A 24,541-nucleotide genomic window follows, 5' to 3' on the forward strand; every position below is an offset into this window, starting at 1 on the left:
CGGTGGTCTTGTCAGTGCCAATGACAAGCTGCTGATCACCTCGACCGGCGCGGTACAGAACGGCAATGGCGGTTTGATCGCCAGCCGTAACGGCGACCTGCAACTGAGCGCCGCCAGCCTTGGCAATGGCAAAGGCTCGTTGCAAGGCAAGGGCGCGGTCAGTCTCGACGTCAGTGGCGATATCGGCAACCAGAGCGGCAAGGTGATTGCCCAGGACGGCATCCTGCTGGTCAAGGCCGCCAATCTCGACAACCGTGGCGGCGTGCTTTCCAGTGTCAGAAATTCGCTGGAAACCCGTGTCGTCGGCGTGCTGAAAAACGGCTATGACCTGAACAACAATCGCCAGGCTGGCAGCATCCAGGGCCAGAGCCTGAATCTCAATGCACTCGGCGGTTTCGACAACTATGGTGGCCGCATCGCTGCCCGCGCCGGTGATGTGATGCTGAACACCGGCAATATCGATAACCGTAACGGCGGCCTTTATGCCAGCGGCCAGGTCACGGTCAATGGCGGTAACTTCGATAACAGTGGTGACCTGGGGGGCCAGATCGCCGGCAGCCAGATCAACCTGAACCTCGCGGGCGCCCTGAGCAACCGCAAAGGCATTATTGAAAGCGATAACGGCCTTTCGATCACCGCTGCGAGCCTGGACAACCAGACCGGCCAACTGCATGCGCTGGGCAGCAGCGGCAAGACCCTGTTCCAGATCGGCGGGCTGTTCGACAACCGCAGCGGCAATCTGGAAATCGCCAGCAACGACCTGACCCTGGGTGCCGGCAGCTTCCTGAACCAGGGCGGCAGCCTGTTGCACACCGGTACTGGCACCTTTGATATCGCCACCGCCAACGTCCTCAACGCCGGCGGCAGCTTCGTGACCCGTGGCGGGCTGACCCTTACCGCCGATAGCTGGACCAACAGCAGCGTGATCCAGGCCGGGCGGCTGACGTTGAATATCGGCACCCTCAATCAGCTCGCCGGTGCCCAGTTGCTAGCGTCCACCAGCCTGACGGGCAGCGGTGGTAACTGGAACAACGACGGTCTGATCGCCAGTGACGGCAGCGTCAACCTGGGCCTGGGTGGCAGCTATACCGGCAATGGCCGGCTGAGCAGTCTGGGCACCCTGGGCCTGAACGCGGCGCAACTGAGCCTGGGAGGTAGCGGCAGCGTCGCCGGTGGTGGCAATACCACGATCAATGTCGGTGGTGTGCTGAACAACTATGGTCGCCTGACCTCGGCGGCGAACATGAGTGTCAACGCCGGAGGCATCAACAACTACGGGACCTTGGGCAGCGCGCAGATCCTGACCGCGACCACCGGGGCATGGCTCAATGACCACGGGCTGATCTTCAGCGGCAGCGACATGGGCCTGCGCGTCGATTCGTTGAACAACAGCTACGGCAATATCTACAGCCTGGGCAATCTGGCCATAGACCGTGACGGTCTGGGCGGTTTGGCCAGCAGCATCGTCAACAGCTCCGGCTCGCTCCAGAGCGATGGCAGCATGAGCCTGGCGGCGAGCACGATCCAGAACGTGCGCGCCGTGCTGACCACCAACAATCAGGGCATCTACACCGCCTCGATCAATGAAGTCCAATGTATCGAAGGCTATAACGCCGGTGACTGCAGCGGTAAGCAGAACCACGTCTGGCAGATCATCCAGCGTGACAAGTTCGAAGTGACCGAGGCCAGTGCGGCCTCGAGCATCACCGCTGGCGCCAATCTGAATGTTCAAGGTGGGGACCTGCTCAACAAAAGCAGCACCATCGCCGCCGGCGGCAGCTTCGTCGCTCGGGTCAACAACCTGATCAACAGCGGTCTGGAAACCGGGGAGACCGAAACGTCACGCACCTTCATGTCCGAACGGACCAAGGACGCGGGTGCCTGGTACAACGCGGCCAGCGTTTTCAACAATCAATATTCGGTTCAAGGTGCGGGCTACAACCCCAATAACCTGGGCGGCCTCGAGGGCGCGATGAGTGCCTTTATCGGCATGACCGAGACCGAGCTGGGGCAGTTCCGCACTACCCGTAAACTGGCCTCCAGCGATCAGAGCTACGCCGCGGTGATCCAGGCCGGCGGCGCGGTCTATGTCCAGGCACAAAACGGCATCGACAATAGCGTCGTGCGTCCGGGTTACACCTATGTCGGCGCCGGCCCGCGCACCGACACCCAGTCCTCGGGGAGCAACTTTTCCACGCGGATCACCGTCAACTCGCAACTGCCGCCGAACCTGGCGCAGCAGCAGGTCAACCCGATCACCTTGCCCGGCTTCAGCCTGCCGACCGGCCAGAATGGTCTGTTCCATCTGAGCGGGGAGGGCAGCGGTGCACCGACTGTCACTGCGCCGCAGAGCTGGACCCTGGGTGGCGCCAGCATTGGCGCGGCGCAGCGCCAGCCGACACCGGGTGACCTTGCCACACCAAGCGGCCTGGCCGCTGGCACAGCAGACAGCGCCCAGGGTAGCCAGACCACCAGCATTACCCGGGTGCAGGGTTTGCCCGACACTTCGGGCCGGTCCAATCCGCAGAAGTACCTGATTGAAACCAATCCGGTGCTGACCGACCTCAAGCAGTTCATGAGTTCGGACTACCTGCTGTCCAACCTGGGCTACGACCCTGACGCCAGCGCCAAGCGTCTGGGTGACGGTTTCTACGAGCAGAAGCTGATCCAGCAGGCTGTGGTCGCCCGCACGGGGCAACGTTTCATCGATGGCCAGACCTCCGATGACAGCATGTTCAAGTACCTGATGAACAACGCCATTGCCAGCAAGCAGGCACTCAATCTACAACTGGGTGTGAGCCTGACTTCCGAGCAGGTCGCGGCCTTGACCCACGATATCGTCTGGATGGAAAACGCGACGGTGAACGGCGAGCAGGTGCTGGTGCCGGTGCTCTACCTGGCCAATGCCAATAACCGCCTGGCCGCCAACGGTGCGCTGATCCAGGGCAGTGATGTGACCCTGATTGCCGGCAAGGACTTGAACAATGCCGGGACCTTGCGGGCCAGTAACAATCTGTTGGCTGCGGCAGGCAACGACCAGGTCAACAGCGGGCTGCTCGAGGCCGGTCAGCGCCTCGATGCGCTGGCGAACAACAACCTGACCAACAAGGCCGGTGGGATTATCGCCGGACGGGATGTCAGCCTGGCCGCCCTCAACGGCGATGTGACCAACGAACGCACCATCACCACACACGAGAGCGGCACTGGTTACAAGACCGAGCAACGCGGGTTTGCCGACAATGCCGCGCGGATCGAGGCGGCCAACAACCTCACGATCAGCGCCGGGCGTGATATCAACAACACCGGCGGTGTGTTAGGGAGCGCAACGGACACAGCCCTCAGGGCGGGACGCGACGTCAATATCACCTCTGCCCAGCAGTTGAACAGCAATACCCTGGGTGATCATCATAATGATCAGACCATTACCCAGAACGGTTCCACTGTCACCGCCGGTCGTGATCTGTTGGTCAGCGCCGGGCGTGACTTGAGCGTTGTGGCCAGCCAGATCGACGCCAAGCGTGATGTTGCGCTTTCCGCGGTGGACAACCTGACCCTGTCTTCGGCGGCGGATGAGCAGCACTCCTATGGCCATACCAAGAAAGTCACCAGCCAGGAAGATCACACCCAACAGGTGTCCTCGAGTGTGACTGGCGGTGGCAATGTCCTGCTGACGGCCGGCAAGGACCTGGGGTTGGTGGCGAGCACGGTGACCGCCGGTAACGAGGCGTATCTGAACGCCGGGGCCAACCTGACGTTGCAGACCGCGACCAATGATGACTATAGCTTCTACACCAAGACCAAGAAAAACTCCTCGGGCAGCAAGAGCCGCCTGGATGAAACGTCGAGCAGCACCAATATCGCCAGTGCCGTCACCAGTGGCAGCCACACCTCGCTGGTGGCTGGCAACGATATTGTGGTCAAAGGCAGCGCGGTGACGACTGAAAAAGGCGGCACCCAGTTGAGCGCCGGCAACGACGTGCAGATTCTGGCCGTTACCGATTCCGAGAGCGCGCGTCATGAAAGCAGCAAAAGTAAAAGCAGCTGGGGTGGCTTGAAATCGAGCAAGGTCAAGGACAAGGTGGCTGAAACCCAGACCACGGCAGTCGGCAGCCTTGTCGCCGGTGACACCGTGGACGTGGTCGCCAAGCGGGATGCAACGATCACGGGCTCCGCCCTGGCCAGCACCCATGACCTGACCGTACAGGCGGGTCGCGACCTGACCATCAACGCTGCGGAAAACACCTTTACCCGCGACGAAATGCACAAGGAAAAAGGTCACGACCTGACCGGTATCCTGACGGGCAACAAACTGGGCATCGATGACATCACCGGTAACCAGCACCTGAACATGAGCAGCTCCAGCCATAACGGCCAGGCGACTCAAACCACCCTGACCGGCAGCACCATCGGTTCGAGCCAGGGCAATGTCAACCTGGTCGCGGGGCGCAACCTGGGCGTTGTCGCCAGTGAGTTGGTCAGCACCCGGAACATGAACCTGACCGGGTCCAATGTGACCATTGCGGCCGGGATGGAAAGTGCCAGTCAGAACAGCACCGACAAATCCTCCAGTCTGGGCGTCGGTCGGGTGTTGGGCGGTTCGGTGATCGGTACGCTGGAGACCATTTATAACTTGCGTGAGACCGTCAAGACGACCAAGGCGATTGACGATCCGCGGCTCAGGGCGGTGAAGGAGGCGCAACTGGCGATGTCGCTCGGCGGGATCGATCCGGCAGGCATGGCCTCGGACGTCAAGGGCGCGGCTTCGAACTATCTGCAAGGGAAAGGCAGTTCGGGGTCGCTGATCAAGATCGGTACCGAGCTGGCCAGCACTCATAGCAAGAAAAGCGAGGAAGCGGAAAGCCAGACGGCCAAGCAAAGCAAGATCACCGCCGGTGGGGGGCTGGCGATCGTCGCCACAGGCAGCGCAGCGGGAACAGCTGGTGATATCCATGTGATCGGCAGCCAGCTCAAAGGCGCCAGTACGGTGTTGGATGCGAAGAACAATATCCTTCTCGAAAGTGCCCAGAACACGACGGATAAATCCAGCAACAGCAGCAACAGCAGGACCGCCATTGGTGCCAGCTTCAACCTCGGCGAGCAGAACGGTTTCACCCTCGACCTGGGTGCGCAGATCGGCAAGGGCATGGGCGATGGCCATTCGGTGACCCAGGTCAACAGCACCCTGGACACCGGTTCCCTGGTGCTGCACAGCGGCAAGGACACCACGCTGGCGGGTGCCCAGGTCAAGGCCGACAGCATCAATGCGGTCATTGGCGGCAACCTCGATATTGTTTCGCGCCAGGACAGCGAGAGCGAGAAGAGCAAGCAGGGCAGCGCCGGCTTCGGTGCCAGTATCTGCATTCCACCTTTCTGCTATGGCTCGACGGTCACCGCTTCGGCCAACCTGTCCGCGGGTAATACCAACAGTGACTACAAGGCGGTGACCGATCAGAGTGGCCTGTTTGCGGGCAAGGGCGGCTACAACATCAATGTGGGCCAGACCACCACCCTGCAGGGTGCGGTGATCGCCAGCGAGGCGAGTGCCGACAAGAACCTGCTCAGCACTGATCGGCTGGTGGTCAGCGACATCAAGAACAAGAGCGAGGCGAGTAGCCAATCGGCGGGTATCTCGTTCTCTTACGGTAAGGACGGCCTGGGCTTTGGCGGCAGTATGCCGTTGGCGCTCAGTGAGTCGGGCGAGAGCAAAACCCGTAGTGCGGTGAGCGAAGGTACGATCATCGTGCGGAATGCCGAAGGGGCCAATGACCTGGTCGGTCTCAATCGCGATACGGCCAATGCCAATCCGAAGCTGGACAAGCCGGACGTGGGTGCCTTGAAGACGCGCATGGATCTGATTCAGAGCTCGATAGCGCTGACCCAGAGTGTCGTGGGGCTGGTGTCTTCCGCTGAGAAGAAGGATGCGGAAGCGAAAGTGAAAGCCGCCAAGGACTCCGGGAACGTCAAGGACTTGAGAGACGCTGAGCTCAATCTCAAGGCTGTCAACGATAGTTGGGGGACCGGTGGAGACAAGAAGATATTCGTCGATATCGCCAGTGGCCTGATCGGCGCGGCCATGGGCGGCGCCGGCGCGGCAACGACCCTGGGTATTGTCGCCAATACCACGGCGGCCGATACGTACAAGCGCATTGGTGACTACGCCAACCAACAGCTTGCAGATGCCAAGGACCCGGCGACTAAAGCGGCCTGGGAAGAGGGCGGCAGTGCGCGGGTGCTGATGCACACCCTGGCGGCGGCGGTCCAGGGACTTTCAGGTAACACCGTGGGTGCCAATGCGCTGGGTGCCGGTGTGGCGGGACTGACGGCGCCGCTGGTAGCGGAAAAGGTCGCGCAGATGGACCTGCCCCTGGACGTGAAGAAATCCCTGATATTGGGGGCTTCCGGATTGGCGGCCGCAGGTGTTGGCGGGATTACCGGCGCTCAGTCCGGGATGGAAGAGGTCAAGAACAATTACCTCAAGCATGAGGACATTGAGCTGTTGTCCAAGCAGTTGGCGGTGTGTGCGGCGGATAACACGGCTTGCCGCATGCGCGTGCAACTCGAGGCGAAAAAACTGAGCGACGCCAATGATGCTGAACTCCTGGCGTGCACGGACCAGGCCTGCCTGGACAAGCACATCGCCCAGATCGTCGACGGGGCCAAGAGCTTCGGCGATTTGTATGCGGCCGACAAGGCGGTCAACTCGAAGGATAAAGACACCTTTGGGGCGATCAGCGATATCGAAACCAACAGCCTGTTGATCGCGGCCAACATGGCTGCCGGGCTGCCGGGCTTCAAGGTATGGGCTTCGAACAACTGTGAATCGATGGGGATGTCGGCCTGTCAGCTCAAGTTTGCCGACGTGGTGAAAAGCGGTACCTTCATCAATAGCAAAGGCCAGGTGGGCGGTGAAATTCCCAAGGGCTTCGAAACGTGGGAAGCCGTGGCGGGCAGCACCAAGCAGCCCCATGAATACAGCGATATCTCGTCGGGATGCATGGTGACCTTGGGCGGCTGCGGTACCCTGGAAAATGAATACGAGGCGCTGAAACGCAACGCCGGTCCCGGTGGCGATGGGACGACGGTGGTGAAAAGTGGAGACGTGAGTGAGTTGTATCTGATGAAGCTCAAGCTCGGGTATGTGGCTCACCTGACGGACGAGAGCAGCAAGAGTGTGATCAACATTACCTTGCCGGGCATGCACGCCCTGGATCCCGGTTTTGTCGTGCGTTCCGTGGTGCCTACCGCCTCGGGCGGCTTCGATATCGAAACCCACGGTTGGGGCACTGGCAGCAGTCCGCTCTTTAACTCCAATGACTGGGCCGCCGGTACGGTATGGGGCGGCAATAGCGCCTGGATTGCCGGGCAGGAGTTGTTAAAGAACAGCCCGGCCTTCAACTGGGGCACCAATAGCAAACAAGGCGGGACGAATTGAGGCCCAATGGCGAACTCCGATTGTTCGCCGTGCCTTTGTGCGGTGGCGTTGTCTATGCCATCGCGAAGGGGATGCTGATCGGCTGGAGTGATTCGGTGCTGTTTTCCGGATTTCTTTTCGGCAGCGTGATTTCTATTGTCCTGGGCATTCCCTTGCTGCTGCTGGGTGATCGCCATTTTGATCGGTTCAGGGCGCGCCATATGGTAAGCGGCCTGATCCAGAGCCTGGTGGCCTGTCTGCTGGTGGGGGCCTGGGGGTGGCATCTGCTGGTGATGACGATGTTGAGCGGATTGGCGCTGGGGGTGTTGTACAGCGTTACTGTCAGTGGGATAGACCTGCTGCCGGCTAGCGTCGATGCGCCTCTTCGCTCAAGGTGGGGACGGGTTGTTTCCGTTCCGCTCTCGGGTGGGGTGACGCTAGGCATGGCGGCGGTGTTATTTCTCTCGGACGGCGCGGCTTTTATCCTGTTCTCCTTGATAGGGGCGCTGCTGGGCATGCTGGTCGGTTGGCCGGTGCTATGGGGTGTCGAGCGTTTTCTAAAAACGCGTTTACGTTACGTCATCGCTGGAATGCTCAGCGCCTTGTTGATCTGGCTGGCGAGTATTGCCCCTGCCTTTCTTGGCTATCCCGCCGCATTATCGAAAGGTGCCGCAGTGTGGCCGACACTATTTTGGCATGGGGCAATCGTGTTCCCGTCTATCGGCCTGCTCTCCGGGTGTGTATGCATGTTGTTCAATTGGTTGTGTCAGCGCTGTTGTTACACCCAAGACAAGGACTAGACGGGCGCTCCTCACGTCCACCAATAGCGCACCAGATGAAAGAAGATCGGCGCGGCAAAGCACACCGAGTCCAGCCGGTCGAGCATGCCGCCATGACCTTCGATCATATGGCCCCAGTCCTTGACCCCACGGTCGCGCTTGATCGCCGACATGACGATGCCACCGGCAAAGCCCAGCAGATTGATCAGCAACGCGATCAGTGCCGCTTGCCAGGGATTGAAAGGGGTAATCCAGAACAGCGCACCACCGATCAACGAGGCCAGGGTAATGCCGCCGACAAAGCCTTCGACGGTTTTCGACGGCGACAGGTTGGGCGCGATCTTGCGTTTGCCGAACAACTTGCCGCAGACGTACTGGAGCACGTCGGACAACTGCACCACGATCACCAGGTAGGCGATCAGCAGCAGGTTGCGGCCTTCATAACCGGCAATCTCCAGGGTTAGCAGCGCCGGCACGAACGACACGCAGAACACCGCGATCATCAGCCCCCACTGGACCTTCGAGGCCCGTTCCAGAAAGTGCGTGCTGTCACCGCCCAGCGAAGCGAGGATCGGCAGCAGCAGGAACACATAGACCGGAATGAAGATCGAGAACAGTCCGTACCAGTCGCTGTAGATCAGCAGGTACTGCAGCGGCAGGGCCAGGTAGAACGCCGCCACCAGCGCCGGGTAGTCGCTGCGCCGGGTTGGTGTCAGGGTCAGGAACTCGCGCAGGGCGTAGAAGGACACCGCATAGAACAGCAGGATCACCGCGCCGGTACCCAGCCAGAAGGCGATGCCGATCACCAGCACCATCACCCACCAGGCGTTGATCCGGGCGTTGAGGTTATCGATAACCGCGTTCGGCGTGCCCCGGGTGCGCCACTTGAGGACAAAGCCGATCAGCGAAGCCAGCACCAGGATCATACCGATCCCGGCGAACAACATCAGGGTCTGCCTATCCATTTCAGTGTTGCTCCGGTGCCAGGGCCAGCAGCGCGTCGCGGCTGCGTTGCAGGAAGTGTTCTTTGCTTTCGTCGTCTTCGAGTCGCAGCGGTGCGCCGAAACTGGTGGTGCACAGCAGCGGCAGGGGCAATACCCGGCCCTTGGGCATCACTCGGTTGAGGTTGGCGATCCATACCGGAATCAACTGCGCCTGTGGGTAGCTCCGGGTCAGGTGGAAGATCCCGCTCTTGAACGGCAGCAGACCGTCCTCCTGGTTGCGGGTGCCTTCGGGGAAGATGATCAGCGAGTGGCCTTGCTCCAGCGCGTCGAGCATCGGCTGCAGCGGGTTGTCCCCGGGCTCCTTGCGTTCGCGGTCGATCAGCACACCGTTGAAGACCCGCTTGATGATGTAGCGGCGCAGGGCGCTTTTATTCCAGTAGTCGGCGCCGGCGACCGGACGGGTGAGTTTGCGCAGTGCCGGTGGCAGCGAGGCCCAGAGCAGCACGAAGTCACCGTGGCTGCTGTGGTTGGCGAAGTAGATGCGCTGCTCCGGATTGGGCCCGCAGCCGATCCACAGGCTGCGGGCACCGGTGATCAGGCGGGCGCCGGAGGTGATGAGGGTGGCAACCACGGGTTCGAACATGACGATTCCTTATCCGGCGAAGGGCAGCCAGGGGCTGGCCAGAATGACGATCAGTGGCAGGGAAATTTGTACCAGCACCAGCAACGCCTGGCGCTTGAGCAGGCCGAGTGCGCCATGGCTGCGCTCGGCCCAGGGGCGGTTTGCGGATTGTCGCGGTTGCAGGCCGAGGTCTTGCAATGCCTGGTCCAGCGCCTCGGTGCGGTCGCTCAGGTTGCTGGGATCCTGCGCCATCAGTTGGAACAGATCAGCGTCGAAAGCGACACGGAAGGCCCAGTATTTTTGCAACAGGCCCGACAGTACCAGCCAGGCACTGACCACCAGGCACCACAGGCTGATGGTGTTGAAGAGCAAGGGTGCCAGACCCAGCAGAACACCCAGTACGGTCAGCCCCATGGAGAGTTGGTCGAGCAGGCGGCCGCGCCGTAGCAGGCTGGCGACCACATGCAGTTGCAGGCTAGCGGGCATCGGCGATCCTCGACTGGGCGACGGCTTCGCCAGGCACGAGCTGAAGCATGGCTTCCAGCACCTGGCGATGCCGCGGATGCAGGACCACGCCGGGACGTGCGGCACGTATCAGCTCCAGGGCTGCATCGATCGTCGTCGCTCGGCCGCTGTGCAGCAACCAGGCGGCGAGCGCCGTGGCGCTGCGTGAATAACCCAGGGCGCAGCAGACCAGCAGCGGCCCGTTCTGGCGCAGTTCATCAATGCTCAGGGCGGCTTCGCGACATTGCTCCGCTGACGGTGCAATCAAGTCCAGTACGGGGATGCTGCTATAGGCCCGGCCCCGGGGGGCCAAGGGCAGTTCGGCACACAGGTCGACGATGGCCGCGAATGGGCCGGCCTGAAGTTCGTGTCGGCTTGGTAGTCGCCCGAGCCAAACGTCATCTACAACCTGATCGGGTTGTGGATGGGATTTTGTCCAGAGCCGCGAATTGATCCAGGCGCCTGCCCGGTAAGGCGCAAACAGCCAGCGTGCGGCCGGGCTCAAGCTGCCGTCGGCGCGTTTCTGGAAGCCCTGGGCACCGAACACCGCGTAATTGAGCGCTACCAGCGCCAGGGCCAGCGCCGGCCAGAGCAACCATAACGCGACATCGGCGAAGCCGAAGCCGGCGATGGCCAACAGCGTCGACCCCAGCCCGTAGCGAACAGCCAGGGCGAGTCGCTTGCCATCGCCTGCCAGGCGCGCAACGGCCAATGGGTTGGCGCGATCATCCGGCCACAGCCAGACGCACAACCAGCCGGCCAAGGCACCGGTGGGCAGGTCGATAAAGTGGTGTTGATAGGTGGTCAGTACCGATACACCGATCAGCGCGAACCAGCCGTGCACCAGCCAGCGCCCGGCACCGGTGAAATGCCGGCGGTACATGACCCACAGAATCACCAGCAACGCGATATGCAGCGAAGGCGCCTGGTTGAAGGGTTTGTCGAAGCCCGCCAGTACCGCGAATAGCCAGCCGAACACGCCGTCCAGCGGTGGCCGGGGGAAGGTGAAGGTCAGCGGCCAAAGCAGGAAGCAGGAGACCGCGATTACCTGGGCCGTCAGCAGGCGCAGGGCGTGTCGGTCGAGCTCGCGCTTGCTTCTGGGCAGCAGCAGCGACAAGCCGTAAAGCAGGTCGATGGACCAATAGGGCACGATGGTCCAGGCCCAGAACGGCATATGGCTTTCCCAACCGAACACGTAGCTGCCGACATCGCTGCGCCGAGCGGTGTACCAGGTGGCAAAGCCATAGCTGGCGAAGAACAACGGCGCCAGCAGGACCAGCCAGAGCACGGCGCGTTTCAGCAGGCCGGCTTCCCGGGGCGTGCTGTTCATGCTCGCACGCGTTGTGCCAGGGACACGCTGAAGATCCCCCATTCATCGACCCGTTGAGTGATCTTGCGAAACCCGGCGGCTTCCACCAACTGGTCCATTTCCGCCTGGCTGCGACGGCGCATGACCCAGGCCTGGCCTTGGCGGTGACTGGTCAGGGCGCGGGCGATCAGTTCCAGCTGCGGGTGCCAGGGTTGCCCGGTGTAGACCAGATAAGCACCCGGTTCACAGGCCTCGGCCAAGCCGGCGAGGGAGTTGCCGACCAGGGTGTTGTCGGCGAACAGTTCGTACAGGCCCGACACCACCGCCAGGCTCGGCTTGGGGTCCAGCGCGGCGAGGTCGTCCCGGTCAAAGGCGTCGCCCTTGACGAACCGGGCGATATCGCCCAGGCCTTTTTCGACGATCAGCGCGCTGCCGTCACGCACGTTGATATCGCTGTAGTCGCGCAGCAGGATCGACTCGGGCAGCGGCGTCACTCCGTGCAGGGCTTCGAGGATATAGCGTCCGTGGCCGGCGGCGATATCGACGATCCGCACTTCGCGGCCTTGCTCGCGCAATTGGGCCATGGCCAGGCGCAGCAGTTCCTCGACATGCAGTTTGCGTTGGCGGATACCGCGCCAGCCGATGGAGTTCAGGTAGTTCTGGTCGATCATCCGGCCCAGCGCGGTATGCCCGGTGGGGGTGTTGCGGTAGACGTAGTCCAGGGTGCTGCCGGAGTCGAAACCGGTGTCGAAGCCGAGCTTGACCCCGGCCGACAGCTTGCTACCCAGGCCCATGCTGGCGCGGGTCAGGCGCCAGTAGAGATCGCGCGGCGAGTTGTGCGGCAAGGGCGCTGCCAGCGACTCGGATTCGGCGCAGGTCTCGCCGATGCGATCAGCGTCGAGCAGGGCCGGGCGGTTAACCGGTGAGAGGAAATTCTGTTGGATAAAACGCTTGGCGCGGCTGACGGCCAGGTGCCGGTCGCGTTCGCCGAGGGTGTCGTGGAAGAAACCGGGGAGTACGTGCCGTTCTTTTTTCAGGCTGCCCAGGCGCTGGAAGAACTGTTCCTGGGGTTTGCGGTGAACCACGAAGTCCGCGCCGGAAATCAGCAACTGGGTCGGTACCTGGATCGCATTGGCATCGGCGACCACGCGGTCGGCGGCTTCGTAGAGCCCGAGCAGCACATTCACCGAAATGGCCTTGGTGATCAGCGGATCGCTGTCATAGGAGGCAATGCGTTCCGGGTCGTGGCTGAGAAACTTGGCCTTGACGTAGCTGTTGACGAAAAAGTTGCCGCGAAAGCGTCGCATCAGGGCCAGGCCTGGACGGGCGAACGGCACGTAGAGCTTGACCTTGAAGGCCGGGGAGGCGAGCACCAGGGCGCGGATCTTTGGCGCGTAGTCGTGAACCCAGGTGGCGACGATCACCGCGCCGACGCTCTGGGCGATGACCGCGATATTTTCTTCGGCGATAGCGAAGATGGTGCCGAGGTGATCGCAGAAGGTCTGCACATCCCGCACGCTGGTGGCGAAGCTCGGGCTGTCACCCCGCGCGCCCGGCGACTGGCCGTGGCCACGGGCGTCCCAGGCGAAGAAGTCGAAGTCCGGCAGGTCGAGTTCATCCACCAGGTGGGCAATGCGCCCGGAATGCTCATGCCCCCGGTGGAACAGCAGGATGGCCTTGCGCGGCTCGCCGGCGGCAGGGGTTGTGGCCGGCCAGTGGCGATAAAACAGTTCGACGCCATCATGGGTACTGAAGGTCTGGGTTTGCTCGTCGCGCATTGCAATGTCCTTTTGCCGGATCTTGGAGTGGGGAGCTTGAGGCAACTATCTTGGGGGAGCGGTTTGGCGATTCGGGTGTTATTGGGCAGGCGGTTCTGCTGTTGTTGCGGCTTCTTTCAAGCCTTGCCGTACCCGATTGACCAGCGTAACCAGCAGGAGTGCCGCCATCAGCACGAATAACCCATTTATCCATTGGGTATTGAGCAGGCCGAAGGCCACGCCGGTGGCGATCACGCCCAGAACAAATGCGCGATCGCTCTTGCCCATGGGACCGTCGTAGCGCCGTGAGGCACCGACCATCGACCCCAAGACACCGGCGTATTCGCTGAACAGGGCCAGCAGGGTCACCAGCAGCACCGCCAGCAGGCTGACCTCGGGTAACAAGGCAAACGGCAGGATCAGCGCGCTGTCGGCGATTATGTCGCAGAGTTCGTTCAGGTAGGCGCCGAGCTTCGATTGCTGGCCGAACTCCCGGGCGAGCATGCCGTCGATGGCGTTCAGGGCCATGCGCAGGATCATCCAAATGGGGATGATCACGAACACCCAGGCGTGCCCGGCGAAGGTGGCGACTACGGCGCCTACCAGCAGGGAAATTACAGCGGCGCTCAAGGTGACCTGGTTGGCGCTGGTGCCATTGTCGAAGAGGCGTTGGACCACTGGACGCAACAGGTTCTGGAAGCGGGGCTTGAGTTGGTAGATCGAAGGCATGGTGGCGACGGTCCTTGTCCGAAGGCAGTGAGCGGGGCTAGGGGAATCCTGGGAGCAGGAGAGACCGCTTATTGGCAAAACAGGTGGATTATTGCCAGAAATGGCCGGGGCTGACATTAGGTTCCGGATAAAAATGTGTGCAGCCGTGCATATTCAGGAAACAAAGCGGTTTTTATGAAGGGGTGGTTTCCAGGACTGTCAGCCAAGGCCAGCGAGCCTGATAACTTTTCGCCTTCTGCTCGAACAAGTCGGGTTCGGGATGTGCCGGATTGATCCGAAGCAGGCCTTGTTCGATATCGGTCAGGCCGTAGGGTGCATAGACTTCACCCGTGGCAACATCCAGTCCGATGCAAGTGCCGGCAATAAGGTAACGATCAATACCTTCTTTGGCCGACTCCAGCCGAGCATAGGTTCTGCCGAACCGTTGGGCATACCAAAGATGGACGCGCGCCTGGTTCTTGATATCGATGTTGACGCCAAGGTCCTGGAAGAGCTGTTGAGTGGCCTGGATAACCTCGTTTTCGGCTTCCCAGGAGAGGTCATTGTCGAAGTAGAAAACGTCGTAATCCTTGACGCCCCACTCGGCTGGCAGGTCCGAATGCTGATTCCAGACGGCCTGGAACAGACAGCCCGCGGTGAGCATGCATTGACTCAAACCGAGGGATGGCAGGCGTGAGGCGATTTCAGCGTTTACCGAGTTGGCCATGGCCAGGCTGAGCAAACGTTCGGCAGTCAATGTCATCTTCATTCCTTTGGCGTAGATCGAGTCCTGGGCGCCGAGGATAGCTCAAAGGTTATGAAATTTTGTGATGGCCATCGACCTTGTCGATGTGCCGCTGGTGGTTCGCAGCCCTTGTTTACAAGCCGTTTTTGGAAAGGCATGCCTCAAGTGCTTCGGTTATCAGGGAAATCAGAATCGGGCCTGAGCTGGACTGCATGTCTTTCCCGATTGCCGATTGTCGCTCTATCACTTTACCGGCGTATTTTGAGTCTCGACCTTTAGACGCCAGCGACGATAGCTCTTCTGAGGAGAAAGACTTCTCATAGGCGGCGGCAAGGTTCTGGTCCCATTTCGGCTGGTACTGCGGGAGTAGCGCAGTGATTTCGCTCGACACGGCTGTGTCTGCCCCGACAGCCCCCAGCTTCGCAACGAGCGTCCCGTAGGTTTGTGTGTGCTTGGCGGCCGATAGTGCGATGGCGGCGAGATCGTCGCCGGCATGGGATTGGGCAACGAAACTGCGGGCTGATTCATGAGCTGTTTCAGCCGCGGCTGTATTCGATAGCGCGAGGAGCAATGTGAAGGCGAGGGTGATGCCAAAGGGTTTCGTCATTGTCGGGCTCCTGAAGGGTTGCGAATAAGCGCTTCGTCTTTTGGACGCTCTCTACAACCAAGCCATCACACCGCCGTGCCGTGAGCAGGTTCCACGCCGATGCTGGCTGAAACTGTAAGTCTTGTCGCGGCACTTGGCCGTGGCACCCTCGGGAGCTCGGTCTGATTTGGTGTGAGCGGGACTGTGTACGATGTTTCCGTCTTTATTGATATACGAGCCGTGCTCGATCAATTGCGACTCGTCTGGGGTGAAGGCTTGACGATCCGTATCGGACCTGGCGAAAGCGGGTTGGAAAATCAAACAGGCGGCAAGCGCCAGGTAGGCGAGTTTCATGGGCTGACCGATCCTTGGTGTACGGGAGGAGATTCATACGGGTGTGATTACCGTACATTTCTTTCCATTAGGATGGTAGCGATTTGGAATCATTTAGGACGTTTTTTCAGCCCAACGTTGTTGGGCATTTCCTTCTGGGGAGTGTTGCGAGTAATGCTTTTCAGGCCGGTGCCAGGCAGGTAGGTTGTGTATGAGGATGACGGTAAAGGTGGTAGAGGAGTCGTGGATGTGGGCCGTTCAGGACTTTTTTACTTTCGTCCAGCCCAAGAGGCGCCAAACTCTAGTGTCTACTGCATTTCAATTTCGTTGAATTTGAGGGCGAGTGTCTCACCATTTAGATCACGGAACATCAGTTTGATTGCTGGTGTCTTGTTCAATTTATGATTGCTCTTCTGGAAGTTTAGAGTCACGCGTGTAGGCACGTTGCGAACCAGTTGAAACTGCAGCCAGTGTTTTTCTTCAGCTTGGCCCACACGAATCGATTCAAATTTGAGCGGTCCACCGGACTCATCGAATAGCTGAGTTTTCTCGCTGAAGCGAAAACTACGATCCACGCTCAGGTTGGTTAGTTCAAAGGTACAGGTGGGCAGACGACCAATATTTTCGCAATCCACCAGTTCGATACGTACGTTGTCCAGTACTTCCATACGCTTGCCAAGCAAATTTCTCCCTTCGTTTTCGACTATCTTGGATTGTAGTCTAGCGAAGTCGAAAGAGGGCTTAGAATATTCGCTGCCCAAGATAAAAAAGCCGAAAGACAGGACGGCGGCGATGAAAAGCTGTAACGTACCTCTGAATGTTGGTTTGTAATTGCGGATTTGCCAGCCGATGGATATGGCTATAAAGAATAGAAAAGCACTGGCCAGCAATACTATGTTTCTCCAGCTAATGAAGCTGAAGCCTAGTACGCTTGGGTCTGGCACGAGATAGGTGATCAGTGCCCACATCATAGGAATCAGCACGACGACGAGGCTGGTGATGCAGCGTGCGATTGTTGAGGTGGATGCTGGTGGGTCTTGAAGGGGCGCCAATGGTACTAACTCCTTGTCCCGTACTTAGATCATTCGTCCTTGAAGGCGTGACTATATCTAGCACTGCAATACTGGATTTTGGTGGTGGCTGTACGCAGGTTGACAGACCGGACACAGAATACCCGGTGCATCCGAAAATGCCCTGCGCGCAGCCGCCATGACATGCAGCGACCAGAGTCGGCATTTACATTGCACTGACGCTATAGCCGCTCGTGGGATTGGTCTGTCAATCTAAAGACTAGCGGTACGCAGACTAACTTGTTGATTCTGGTAAGCGCAACGAGCTGAGATCTTTTGGGAAGAATCCTTCAAGTGAAAGGGAGCTTTCATCGGCGTGTCTCTGGCAAGTTCATTCACTCAAGTTTTCAGAATGAGCGTGGCAGAAAAAATGGTCAATTTCCCAGAGACCAACAGAAACACTTAAGCGCTCGCGAAAGTTCTTCCCGTGTCTATGATTTCAATCACATCGCAGACCTGCCACCTCGGCTGACGTCGAGCTCCGTGGCAAAGGTCAGTCAGTGTCCTGGCGGTACTTTTCACACACACGTTGACAAACAAAGGTTGCACTCTACCATTGCGCAGCCTATAAATATTATAGGTTCGTATGAGCGATAATCTACCGTTGTGGTCACCGAGAGAGCTCGAAAGTCTTGTTCACAGGCTTGCGCAGGACTCTTACCGCGTCATCCTGACTCATCATTTCCTGCAGCGGCTGAAGGAGCGCGGGGGCACGATGGTGGAGGCGCTGAGGTGCTTGCAACGTGGGGTCATCATTAAAGGCCCCACGTACAGTGCTGAACACAAAAGCTTCGAATTCAAGATGTGCGAGCTGCCTCCGCGAGACATCGTGTGTGTGGTCGCAGCGGTGAAGCCGGTTCTTGATCCCGGCGAGGTCATCGCCGTCACCGTATGGGAGGTGAGTGATGTTTGAATACACAGGCAGCGGCCTGGAAGGTATCTATCTGAAAAACGGCTACACGATTGTCGAGTCGTCCTATGGCCAAGGTGTGAAAATCGAGGATGTCGAAGGCCTGCATCGTGCAATTGCACTTGATATCCTTCGGCAGAAAAAGCCCATGACAGGACATCAGTTTCGATTTCTCAGGAAGGAGCAGGATCTGGTCCAGGAGGAAGCCGCGGCGCTTTTTCGTGTCGACGTGCAGACCATCGCCAATTGGGAGAAAAAAGGCAGCGACCCCGTGCCAGGCGCTTCCGATATCGCGATGCGCGCATGGTTTTCGGCATACATACACGTCAATTACGGTCCGGTGAGGGTCGAGCCCGGCACCCCCGCCGATGAGGGGGCCACTTTCCAGCATTGTCAGGATAAGTGGGTTGAGGCTCATGCGGCCTGATCAGCCGGACTCCTGAGCCTGTCGAAGCTCGTCGATCACCCCCATGAACGCCTCGACCAGCAGGCTGCGTCCTTGCGCGCGAGTGAGTACCAGCAGAGGCGCACAGGCGTCGGGATCGGTCAGGGGCCGATAGGTCACGCCTTTTTTTGCCAGGGTCCGGGTGCAGTGAGGCACCAGTGCAACGCCCTGGCCGGCAGCCACGAGGGCGATGATCGAGGTGATCTGCCGTCCGGCCGGCCCGGGCTGCAAGGGCAGGCCATGGCGTTGGTAGAGGTGCTCGATAATCGTGTTGAGCCCCGAGCCGTAATCGGTCGGATAGCGTATCAACGGGCGTGCACTGAGTTGCGCCAGGGTCACCTGGGATTGATCGGCCAGCGGGTCGTCACTGGAGAGGGCGGCCACCAGTTGCTCCTCGCCCAGGGACAGTGACTGGACCTCGGTTTGCCCGTCGGACGGTGGCAGACGGCTCATGCCGATATCGATGCGCCCGTCGACGATCTGCGCCACCAGGGCACCTGAAGCGCTTTCCACCAATGTCAGTTGAACCTCTGGAAAACGCTGGGCGAAGGCCCGAATGGCCTGGCTGAAAATATCCGACAGGGCAATCGAGCTGGCATAACCCAGGACAAGCTGACCGGCAGTGCCAGCCGCCAATTTGTCGGCGATGACTTTGGCCAGGTCGACTTGCTCCAGCACGGAGCGGGCGTAAGGCAGGAAGGCGCGGCCTTGAAGCGTGAGCGATACGCTGCGGCTGGTGCGGTCGAAAAGGCGAAACCCCAGTTCGACTTCCAGGGCCGAAATCTGCCGGGTCAGGGGCGGTTGGGCAAGGTGCAGGCGCAGTGCTGCACGGCCGAAATGCAGTTCCTCGGCAACGGTCAAGAAGTAACGCAACCTGCGTAGATCGAGCATCCTGGTCCTTGGGTATTGATCGGTTCGAATTTGGTATTGGTCTTTGCCAGTCTGCGTATTCTATAAAGTCTTTTCGTCATAAAACGAGAGGCTCTGTGAGTCAACACGATGACTGATCTGAAAAGCCCACTGACATTGAGCGAATCGCCACCCGTCGAGACCTCTTTACGTCGTCGGTCCCTGCTGGCGGCCTGTAGCGCCCATGCCGTGCATGACGGCCTGACCGATGTGATCTATGTGTTGCTGCCAATCTGGCAGGCACAATTCGGCATGAGCTACGCGCAGGTGGGGCTGCTGCGCGGAGCCTATTCCGGAATGATGGCCGGTTTCCAGCTGTTGGCGAGCCGGGCCGCCAGGCGCTGGGGGCGGGGGCGTTTGCTGGTGGGCGGCACGGTATTGGCCGGTCTGGCTTACCTGCTTGTCGGTCAGGCCGGCGGGTTGACGGTGCTGCTGTTGGCGCTGCTGCTGGGTGGGTTGGGCGCCAGCACCCAGCACCCGCTGGCGTCCTCGCTGATCACCGATACCCATGAGGCGGGTGGCGGGGTCAAGGAGGCGCTGTCGCAATACAATTTTTCCGGCGATATCGGCAAGACGTTGCTCCCGGGACTGGTAGGCCTGTTGTTGACGGTCGTCAGTTGGCGCGCCAGTGTCACGCTGATGGGCGTACTTGGCCTGGCTGCCGCCGCGCTGCTGTGGTGGCTGGTTCCGACACAGGCGGCAACGTCGCCCGGGCCTCGGAAAGCCTCCGTGACACCGACAGGGAAAGGCTCCGCCAACGGGCTGCGTGCGCTGCTGCTGACGGGCACGCTGGACAGCGCGGTGCGCATGGGCTTTCTCACCTTCCTGCCTTTCCTGTTGAGCCGCAAGGGCGCCGGTACGGCGGGTATCGGCCTGGCGTTGATGCTGTTGTTCGTGGGCGGCGCGTTCGGCAAGTTGTTCTGCGGTTACCTGGGCGCGCGTATCGGCATGATGAAGACCGTGTGGCTGACGGAGTCCGCTACTTCGGTATTGATCGTGCTGGCTGTATATCTGCCGTTGTCCGGCATGATGGTGATGCTGCCGTTGCTGGGGCTGGTTCTGAACGGGACATCGTCGGTGCTCTATGGTGTAGTGCCGGAGTTGTCGGAAGCGGGCAAGCGCGAGCAGGCATTTGCGCTGTTCTATACCGGAACCATCGGCGGTGGGGCGCTGGCGCCGGTGTTGTTCGGGGGACTGGGTGACCTGACCGGAATCCCGATCGCGGTGATGGCCCTGGCGGCGATGGTGCTGCTGACGCTGCCATTGTCCTGGTGTGTACAGAGAGCGCTGGACCGCTGAAACCACGGTATTCCCGCAGGGAATGCGCGCATGAAAATCATGCATTTCATTTATGACGGCCAATCCCGTAGCGTGTCCTCTCCCACCTATGGATATGGAGATGTGTCGTGCGTGATCCCCGCCTGCAACTGTACGTCGATGCTCAATTCACCAGCCCTTATGCCATGTCGGATTTCGTCGTGCTGCGGGAAAAGGGCATCGACTTCGAACTGATCCCCCTGGACCTCGACACCCTGGAAAACCAGGCTGAAGGCTACGCCAGCCTGTCGCTGACCCAGCGGGTGCCGACCCTGGTGCATGGCGACTTTGCCTTGTCCGAGTCGTCGGCGATTGCCGAGTATCTGGAAGAGACATTCCCGCAGGTGCCGGTTTATCTGCAGGACCGTCAACAGCGCGCGCAGGCCCGGCAGGTCCAGGCCTGGCTGCGCAGTGACCTGATACCGATCCGGCAGGAGCGCTCCACCGTGGTGGTGTTTTATGGCATCAAGTCGGGGCCCTTGTCGCCAGCGGCCGAGGCGGCGACGCGCAAGCTGTTCGCGGCCGCCCGGGCACTGCTGGCGGATGGCCGTGAGCACCTGTTCGGTCAATGGTCGATAGCCGATACCGACCTGGCGCTGATGCTCAACCGGCTGGTCCTCAACGGTGACGACGTGCCACCTGTCCTGGTGGAATATGCGCAACGCCAATGGCAGCGGCCTGCCGTGCAGGAGTGGGTCGGGTTCCAGCGTCCTGCGTTGTAGCTGGCAGTATTGCGCAGCGTTATCTTTTCTTGACGACCAGCGCCACGGCCAGGGCGACGACAACCAGTGCCAGTGCCGTGGCAAAGGTCGTCCGCATGCCGCTGGCGACGGCTTCGGGGGACGCGCTGGTGATGTCGGCTGCCTTTGAAGCGAACACAAACACCGCACCCAACGCTGATGCTCCAGTGATCAGCCCGAGATTGCGTGACAGATTGAGCAGGCCGGAAACGACGCCCCGTTGCTGCGTGCCGACCTCGCCCATGACGGCGCTGTTGTTGGACGCCTGGAACAGGGCATAGCCGATAGTGACAACGACCAGCGGGCTGATGTAGCCGCCCAGCCCGAGGGTCTGCGGCACTAGCGACAGCGCAAGGCAGCCGACGGTCATGGCCATCAGACCGACAACCGTTATGCGCTGTGCGCCAAAGCGGTCTGCCAGTCGGCCCGCCGGCACCCCGGTCAGCGCCGAGACACAAGGCCCGGCTGAGAGCGCCAACCCGACCCCAGCCGCGTCCAATCCCAGCCCTCGCGCCAGATAGAACGGACCGACCACCAGCGTCGCCATCATCACCGCCGAGACGAGCCCGCTCATCAGCAGGCTCCCGCTCAGCCTGAGGTCACGGAACATCACCAGGCGAATCAGCGGCGAAGCGACCTTGGCCTCGGTCAACACGAACAGGCCAAGGCCGAGGGCTGCCATCGCTAGCAGGCTGATATTGAGCAGGCCGAAGTGGCCGCGTCCCAGGGTCATGGCCAGCGCATAGGCCGCCAGTGTCAGCGCCAGTAGCAGTGTACCCAGTGGGTCGAAACCGCTTCGCTCGTGCTGAGTCCTTTGACGATCTGCGGGCAGGTGGCGGTGGCTGAGGATAAACGCCAGCACACCCAGCGGCACACTGATGAGGAAGAGCGCGCGCCAGCCCGGCCCGGCGATCAGGAACCCGCCCAGTGAGGGGCCCAGAGCCGTGCCGATGGCTGACATGGTGCCCAGCAAGCCCATGGCACTGCCGGTGCGGGCCTTGGTCACCGTTTCGCCGACAAACGCCAGGGTCAGGGCCATCATGATCGCCGCGCCGACGCCTTGTAGCGCCCGCGCGCCGATCAGCAGACCCAGCGTGGGGGCGAAACCACAGAGCGTCGAGGCCAGGGTGAACAGGACGATGCCGGTCAGGAGCAGGCGCCGCCGACCGGTGAGGTCACCCAGCCGGCCTACGCTGACGATCAGGGTGGTGATCGTCAGCAGGTAGGCGAGGACGATCCATTGCACGTTCTGGAAGGACGCGTTGAACGCCTGGGCCAAGGTGGGCAGGCCGACGTTGGCGATGCTGGTGCCAAGGGATGACAGCAGCATCGACAGCGACAAGCCGGCCAGTGCCCAGCGTGCCGACGGTGTGTGTGGCTCGGTGTTCGTCGCGAGCTTTTCGGGTCCTGCAGTGATCGGTTTCATCCGGCTTCTCTTTTCGGCCGCTCCCAACGCAGAGCTGTCAGAAATCTACGCCGGCGTCTAACATGGCGGAAGGTGCACCGTTTGCACTGTACTCGTGCGTTTGACGCGCTATCCGATCAGGCCATGCCAAGGGGCGGTCCATGTCCACACCCGATCTCAATCTACTGGTCACCCTGGATGTGCTGCTGGCCGAAGGCAGCGTGGCGCGCGCTGCCCGGCGCCTGCATCTCAGCCCCTCGGCAATGAGCCGGGCACTGGCGCGTTTGCGGGAAACCACCGGTGATCCGTTGTTGGTCAGGGCAGGGCGTGGCCTGGTGCCCACGCCCCGGGCACTGGAGTTGCGCGAGCGGGTCGCGCAGTTGGTGCAGGACGCAGAAGCCGTGCTGCGACCTGTCGGGCAGTTGGACCTCAAGCAACTGGTCCGCACCTTCACACTGCGCACCCGTGACGGTTTTGTGGAGAGTTTCGGTCCTGCGCTGCTGGCCCGGATCGCTGAAGAGGCGCCCGGGGTGCGCCTACGCTTCCTGCAGAAACCGGACAAGGACAGCGCGCCACTGCGCGATGGCAGTGTCGATCTGGAAACCGGTGTGGTGGGTAGCAGCCAAGGTCCGGAGTTGCTGACCCAGGCGCTGTTTCGCGATCGCTTTATTGGCGTGGTGCGCCGGGAGCATCCGCTGGGTCAGGGTGAAATGACTCCTGCACGGTATGCGGCCGGCCAGCATATCGGTGTTGCGCGGCGAGTGCTCGACAAGGGCGCTGTCGATGAGGCGCTGGAGCGGCTTGGGTTTTCACGGGAGGTGGCTACGTTTGTTGCCGGATTTTCGACTGCGCTGTCGCTGGCCCGATCCACCGATTTGATCGCCACCGTGCCCGAGCGCCACACCGGCAACCTGCGTACCCGTATGCACAGCTTTGAACTTCCGTTCTCGCTGCCGACGTTCACGGTTGCCATGCTCTGGCATCCGCGGCTGGATGCCGATCCCGCGCACCGCTGGCTGCGCGGGTGCCTTCGGCAAGTCTGCGCGCAGCTGAAGTGACTCAGTTCAAGGTCAACTTGATCAGCATATCGTAAGCCAGCTTGAGCAGGGGAATGGTGATGCAGACGAGCAGGATGCTGAGCTGCCAGCGCAGGATCTTGTTCTGTGAGTCCATTTCAGCAACGGATACCTGGAATTTTGCACCTTGTTCTGTAATGGCCTCTCGCAGTTCTGCGCCTTGCTTCGTCATGGCCTCTCGCAGCTCCGCGCCCTGCTTCGTCATGGCTTCTCGCAGTTCTGTGCCTTGCTTCGTCATGGACTCTCGCAGTTCCGCGCCTTGCTCCTTGATGGAGGCTCGCAGTTCTGCACCCTGTTCATTGATCAGTGCGCGCAGTTCGGTGCCCAGTGAGCGAACTTCTGAGCCCAATTCCGTAATCGACGTTTGCAACTGGGTCTCGGTGCGGAGCAGATCAGACTTTGTCGCGAATTTTTCCATATCCGACTCCCAGGCATTTACAACCGCCTTGGCCTTGTTCGGAGGGACGCTGATGCTCGTCAGTGCGTCGTATAAGTTCATCGATAGCTTCATCGTATCTCCTGCAAGGGACAAGTGACCAGAAGGCACCGCCTGACGGCAGGCTCCCGTCAAAAGCGAGGGCTGGGCAGGCGCTGTCGGGGGCAGCGGTCCAGATTCAGATAATCGACGTAAAGCTAGGGAGTGGAAAGTCGGACATTTCCTATGAGATAGCAGGACCAGGCCTGGCTTTTTGCGTGCAAATCAACGTGGCTGCCGGGGGATGCAGCCAGCCGTTGATCAGCGATTGAACTTAGTCGCGCAGCATGCTGGTGCCGTACTCACGGAAGCTGCTGCCCAGGTTCGAGGCGCCAAAACTCTGGGTGACCGGTTTGCTGTCGTAGTGCTGGTTACAGCTTTCGGTATAGCAGGCACTGTTGCTGGTCATCGTGCTCGTGCCGGAGCAGGCGCTCAACAGCAGGGCGCTCATTACCAGCGCGACTTTGACGAGGTTCGGCTTCATGGTTCGGTTTCC

At 60.6% G+C, this 24,541-nt stretch carries 21 protein-coding genes; 7 read left to right on the plus strand and 14 right to left on the minus strand.

The features are described 5' to 3' along the window. Nucleotides 1-7,432: hemagglutinin repeat-containing protein (locus tag M5B42_RS30455; protein WP_248747914.1), on the plus strand; the 7,432-nt coding region annotated here is incomplete at its 5' end. A 20-nt stretch (nucleotides 7,433-7,452) separates the two neighbouring features. Beyond that, nucleotides 7,453-8,211 carry a hypothetical protein gene (locus tag M5B42_RS30460; RefSeq protein ID WP_248747915.1) on the plus strand — a complete coding sequence of 253 codons (759 nt, stop codon included), beginning with the start codon at nucleotides 7,453-7,455 and terminating at the stop codon, nucleotides 8,209-8,211. Nucleotides 8,212-8,222: 11 nt separating this feature from the next. Here the strand turns inward: M5B42_RS30460 and M5B42_RS30465 are convergent, their stop codons facing one another. The 10 genes from M5B42_RS30465 to M5B42_RS30510 all read right to left on the minus strand — a co-directional run bounded on the left by M5B42_RS30465 (nucleotide 8,223) and on the right by M5B42_RS30510 (nucleotide 16,750). Further along, the gene (locus tag M5B42_RS30465) at nucleotides 8,223-9,155 is read right to left on the minus strand and encodes a phosphatidate cytidylyltransferase (protein WP_100942822.1); all 933 of its coding nucleotides are present in this window, start codon (nucleotides 9,153-9,155) and stop codon (nucleotides 8,223-8,225) included. A gap of 1 nt (nucleotide 9,156) precedes the next feature. Beyond that, complete coding sequence (locus M5B42_RS30470) at nucleotides 9,157-9,777, minus strand: lysophospholipid acyltransferase family protein (protein ID WP_100942821.1); 621 nt, start codon at nucleotides 9,775-9,777, stop codon at nucleotides 9,157-9,159. Nucleotides 9,778-9,786: 9 nt separating this feature from the next. After that, the gene (locus M5B42_RS30475; RefSeq protein ID WP_152737502.1) at nucleotides 9,787-10,242 is read right to left on the minus strand and encodes a hypothetical protein; all 456 of its coding nucleotides are present in this window, start codon (nucleotides 10,240-10,242) and stop codon (nucleotides 9,787-9,789) included. Next, nucleotides 10,232-11,590: a phosphatase PAP2/dual specificity phosphatase family protein gene (locus M5B42_RS30480; protein ID WP_248747916.1), complete on the minus strand. Its 1,359-nt coding sequence runs from the start codon at nucleotides 11,588-11,590 to the stop codon at nucleotides 10,232-10,234. The genes M5B42_RS30475 and M5B42_RS30480 overlap by 11 nt, the downstream gene beginning before the upstream one ends. Further along, entirely contained in the window at nucleotides 11,587-13,347 is a 1,761-nt protein-coding gene (locus tag M5B42_RS30485; RefSeq protein WP_248747917.1) for a bifunctional alpha/beta hydrolase/class I SAM-dependent methyltransferase, read from the minus strand. The genes M5B42_RS30480 and M5B42_RS30485 overlap by 4 nt, the downstream gene beginning before the upstream one ends. 78 nt (nucleotides 13,348-13,425) lie before the next feature. Further along, on the minus strand, nucleotides 13,426-14,055 hold the full coding sequence (locus M5B42_RS30490; RefSeq protein WP_103498337.1) for a CDP-alcohol phosphatidyltransferase family protein: 630 nt from the start codon (nucleotides 14,053-14,055) through the stop codon (nucleotides 13,426-13,428). A 172-nt stretch (nucleotides 14,056-14,227) separates the two neighbouring features. Beyond that, a complete protein-coding gene (locus M5B42_RS30495; RefSeq protein WP_248747918.1) occupies nucleotides 14,228-14,797 on the minus strand; it encodes a nucleotidyltransferase family protein in 570 nt (189 codons plus the stop codon). A gap of 115 nt (nucleotides 14,798-14,912) precedes the next feature. Further along, nucleotides 14,913-15,386 carry a hypothetical protein gene (locus tag M5B42_RS30500; RefSeq protein WP_103498339.1) on the minus strand — a complete coding sequence of 158 codons (474 nt, stop codon included), beginning with the start codon at nucleotides 15,384-15,386 and terminating at the stop codon, nucleotides 14,913-14,915. Nucleotides 15,387-15,437: 51 nt separating this feature from the next. Next, on the minus strand, nucleotides 15,438-15,719 hold the full coding sequence (locus M5B42_RS30505) for a DUF3761 domain-containing protein (RefSeq protein ID WP_248747919.1): 282 nt from the start codon (nucleotides 15,717-15,719) through the stop codon (nucleotides 15,438-15,440). 287 nt (nucleotides 15,720-16,006) lie between these two features. Continuing rightward, on the minus strand, nucleotides 16,007-16,750 hold the full coding sequence (locus M5B42_RS30510; protein WP_248747920.1) for a hypothetical protein: 744 nt from the start codon (nucleotides 16,748-16,750) through the stop codon (nucleotides 16,007-16,009). Nucleotides 16,751-17,354: 604 nt separating this feature from the next. On the opposite strand from M5B42_RS30510, the gene M5B42_RS30515 reads away from it, so the two are divergent. Continuing rightward, nucleotides 17,355-17,681, plus strand: coding sequence for a DUF4258 domain-containing protein (locus M5B42_RS30515; protein ID WP_248747921.1), 327 nt, complete (start codon nucleotides 17,355-17,357; stop codon nucleotides 17,679-17,681). Continuing rightward, complete coding sequence (locus M5B42_RS30520) at nucleotides 17,674-18,105, plus strand: transcriptional regulator (RefSeq protein ID WP_152737508.1); 432 nt, start codon at nucleotides 17,674-17,676, stop codon at nucleotides 18,103-18,105. The genes M5B42_RS30515 and M5B42_RS30520 overlap by 8 nt, the downstream gene beginning before the upstream one ends. Here M5B42_RS30520 and M5B42_RS30525 read toward each other — a convergent pair whose 3' ends face one another. Further along, a complete protein-coding gene (locus M5B42_RS30525; RefSeq protein ID WP_248747922.1) occupies nucleotides 18,106-19,014 on the minus strand; it encodes a LysR family transcriptional regulator in 909 nt (302 codons plus the stop codon). Between the two features lie 108 nt (nucleotides 19,015-19,122). On the opposite strand from M5B42_RS30525, the gene M5B42_RS30530 reads away from it, so the two are divergent. Both M5B42_RS30530 and yfcF read left to right on the plus strand, forming a co-directional pair. Further along, nucleotides 19,123-20,331, plus strand: coding sequence for an MFS transporter (locus M5B42_RS30530; RefSeq protein ID WP_248747923.1), 1,209 nt, complete (start codon nucleotides 19,123-19,125; stop codon nucleotides 20,329-20,331). A 107-nt stretch (nucleotides 20,332-20,438) separates the two neighbouring features. Continuing rightward, complete coding sequence (gene yfcF, locus M5B42_RS30535) at nucleotides 20,439-21,071, plus strand: glutathione transferase (protein WP_248747924.1); 633 nt, start codon at nucleotides 20,439-20,441, stop codon at nucleotides 21,069-21,071. 19 nt (nucleotides 21,072-21,090) lie between these two features. On the opposite strand, the gene M5B42_RS30540 is transcribed toward yfcF, so the two are convergent. Further along, nucleotides 21,091-22,515 carry an MFS transporter gene (locus M5B42_RS30540; RefSeq protein ID WP_248747925.1) on the minus strand — a complete coding sequence of 475 codons (1,425 nt, stop codon included), beginning with the start codon at nucleotides 22,513-22,515 and terminating at the stop codon, nucleotides 21,091-21,093. A 140-nt stretch (nucleotides 22,516-22,655) separates the two neighbouring features. Between M5B42_RS30540 and M5B42_RS30545 the strand changes: the two genes are divergently transcribed. Further along, nucleotides 22,656-23,552, plus strand: a complete 897-nt coding sequence (locus M5B42_RS30545) for a LysR family transcriptional regulator (protein WP_103498345.1) — start codon at nucleotides 22,656-22,658, stop codon at nucleotides 23,550-23,552. Nucleotide 23,553: 1 nt separating this feature from the next. Here the strand turns inward: M5B42_RS30545 and M5B42_RS30550 are convergent, their stop codons facing one another. Both M5B42_RS30550 and M5B42_RS30555 read right to left on the minus strand, forming a co-directional pair. Further along, complete coding sequence (locus M5B42_RS30550; protein WP_248747926.1) at nucleotides 23,554-24,081, minus strand: apolipoprotein A1/A4/E family protein; 528 nt, start codon at nucleotides 24,079-24,081, stop codon at nucleotides 23,554-23,556. A 238-nt stretch (nucleotides 24,082-24,319) separates the two neighbouring features. Beyond that, complete coding sequence (locus tag M5B42_RS30555; RefSeq protein ID WP_103498347.1) at nucleotides 24,320-24,529, minus strand: hypothetical protein; 210 nt, start codon at nucleotides 24,527-24,529, stop codon at nucleotides 24,320-24,322. Nucleotides 24,530-24,541 lie beyond the last annotated feature (12 nt).

Source organism: Pseudomonas sp. MWU12-2037 (assembly GCF_023242345.1).
Lineage (GTDB): Bacteria > Pseudomonadota > Gammaproteobacteria > Pseudomonadales > Pseudomonadaceae > Aquipseudomonas > Aquipseudomonas gingeri_D.

Bases quoted from the DNA above. Each gene is read 5' to 3' on its own strand.
- M5B42_RS30465 (WP_100942822.1), bottom strand. From the start codon at position 9,155: ATGGATAGGCAGACCCTGATGTTGTTCGCCGGGATCGGTATGATCCTG.
- M5B42_RS30470 (WP_100942821.1), bottom strand. From the start codon at position 9,777: ATGTTCGAACCCGTGGTTGCCACCCTCATCACCTCCGGCGCCCGCCTG.
- M5B42_RS30475 (WP_152737502.1), bottom strand. From the start codon at position 10,242: ATGCCCGCTAGCCTGCAACTGCATGTGGTCGCCAGCCTGCTACGGCGC.
- M5B42_RS30480 (WP_248747916.1), bottom strand. From the start codon at position 11,590: ATGAACAGCACGCCCCGGGAAGCCGGCCTGCTGAAACGCGCCGTGCTC.
- M5B42_RS30485 (WP_248747917.1), bottom strand. From the start codon at position 13,347: ATGCGCGACGAGCAAACCCAGACCTTCAGTACCCATGATGGCGTCGAA.
- M5B42_RS30490 (WP_103498337.1), bottom strand. From the start codon at position 14,055: ATGCCTTCGATCTACCAACTCAAGCCCCGCTTCCAGAACCTGTTGCGT.
- M5B42_RS30495 (WP_248747918.1), bottom strand. From the start codon at position 14,797: ATGACATTGACTGCCGAACGTTTGCTCAGCCTGGCCATGGCCAACTCG.
- M5B42_RS30500 (WP_103498339.1), bottom strand. From the start codon at position 15,386: ATGACGAAACCCTTTGGCATCACCCTCGCCTTCACATTGCTCCTCGCG.
- M5B42_RS30505 (WP_248747919.1), bottom strand. From the start codon at position 15,719: ATGAAACTCGCCTACCTGGCGCTTGCCGCCTGTTTGATTTTCCAACCC.
- M5B42_RS30515 (WP_248747921.1), top strand. From the start codon at position 17,355: ATGAGCGATAATCTACCGTTGTGGTCACCGAGAGAGCTCGAAAGTCTT.
- M5B42_RS30520 (WP_152737508.1), top strand. From the start codon at position 17,674: ATGTTTGAATACACAGGCAGCGGCCTGGAAGGTATCTATCTGAAAAAC.
- M5B42_RS30525 (WP_248747922.1), bottom strand. From the start codon at position 19,014: ATGCTCGATCTACGCAGGTTGCGTTACTTCTTGACCGTTGCCGAGGAA.
- M5B42_RS30530 (WP_248747923.1), top strand. From the start codon at position 19,123: ATGACTGATCTGAAAAGCCCACTGACATTGAGCGAATCGCCACCCGTC.
- M5B42_RS30540 (WP_248747925.1), bottom strand. From the start codon at position 22,515: ATGAAACCGATCACTGCAGGACCCGAAAAGCTCGCGACGAACACCGAG.
- M5B42_RS30545 (WP_103498345.1), top strand. From the start codon at position 22,656: ATGTCCACACCCGATCTCAATCTACTGGTCACCCTGGATGTGCTGCTG.
- M5B42_RS30550 (WP_248747926.1), bottom strand. From the start codon at position 24,081: ATGAAGCTATCGATGAACTTATACGACGCACTGACGAGCATCAGCGTC.
- M5B42_RS30555 (WP_103498347.1), bottom strand. From the start codon at position 24,529: ATGAAGCCGAACCTCGTCAAAGTCGCGCTGGTAATGAGCGCCCTGCTG.